Genomic DNA, 1,290 nt, shown 5'->3' with positions numbered 1-1,290 from the left:
GGACGCGAGCATCTGTGGCCAAGTTTTTAAGGGCGCACGGTGGATGCCTTGGCACCAGGAACCGATGAAGGACGTGGGAGGCCGCGATAGGCCCCGGGGAGCTGTCAACCGAGCTGTGATCCGGGGGTGTCCGAATGGGGAAACCCGGCAGTCGTCATGGGCTGTCACCCATACCTGAACACATAGGGTATGTGGAGGGAACGCGGGGAAGTGAAACATCTCAGTACCCGCAGGAAGAGAAAACAACCGTGATTCCGGGAGTAGTGGCGAGCGAAACTGGATCAGGCTAAACCGTATGCGTGTGATACCCGGCAGGGGTTGCGCATGCGGGGTCGTGGGAGCTTTCTTGGTCAGTCTGCCGACTGGCCGGAGAGTAAGAAACCGTTGGTGTAGGCGAAGGACATGCGAAAGGTCCGGCGTAGAGGGTAAGACCCCCGTAGCCGAAACACTGGCGGCTCTCTTGAGAGCCACCCAAGTAGCACGGGGCCCGAGAAATCCCGTGTGAATCTGGCGGGACCACCCGTTAAGCCTAAATATTCCCTGGTGACCGATAGCGGATAGTACCGTGAGGGAATGGTGAAAAGTACCGCGGGAGCGGAGTGAAATAGTACCTGAAACCGTGTGCCTACAAGCCGTGGGAGCGTCGCTGTTGTTCTTCGGAACTTCAGTCGTGACTGCGTGCCTTTTGAAGAATGAGCCTGCGAGTTTGCGGTGCGTTGCGAGGTTAACCCGTGTGGGGTAGCCGTAGCGAAAGCGAGTCCGAATAGGGCGGTGTAGTAGCGTGCTCAAGACCCGAAGCGGAGTGATCTAGCCATGGGCAGGTTGAAGCGGCTGTAAGAGGTCGTGGAGGACCGAACCCACCAGGGTTGAAAACCTGGGGGATGACCTGTGGTTAGGGGTGAAAGGCCAATCAAACTCCGTGATAGCTGGTTCTCCCCGAAATGCATTTAGGTGCAGCGTCGTGTGTTTCTTGCCGGAGGTAGAGCACTGGATAGGCGATGGGCCCTGCCGGGTTACTGACCTTAGCCAAACTCCGAATGCCGGTAAGTGAGAGCGCGGCAGTGAGACTGTGGGGGATAAGCTCCATGGTCGAGAGGGAAACAGCCCAGAGCATCGACTAAGGCCCCTAAGCGTACGCTAAGTGGGAAAGGATGTGGAGTCGCAGAGACAACCAGGAGGTTGGCTTAGAAGCAGCCACCCTTGAAAGAGTGCGTAATAGCTCACTGGTCAAGTGATTCCGCGCCGACAATGTAGCGGGGCTCAAGCGTACCGCCGAAGTCGTGTCATTCA

The 1,290-nt window shown here is 57.5% G+C and carries 1 rRNA gene (cut by a window edge); it reads left to right on the top strand.

Annotated elements, in window-relative coordinates:
- Positions 1 to 16 precede the first annotated feature (16 nt).
- Positions 17 to 1,290 (top strand): 23S ribosomal RNA (locus ACIOC1_RS35550) (it continues 1,493 nt past the right edge of the window).

This window comes from Streptomyces sp. NPDC088197 (assembly GCF_044741185.1).
Lineage (GTDB): Bacteria > Actinomycetota > Actinomycetes > Streptomycetales > Streptomycetaceae > Actinacidiphila.
Note: the sequence above shows the minus strand (reverse complement) of the source record. Positions and strands in the feature narration are given on the sequence as shown.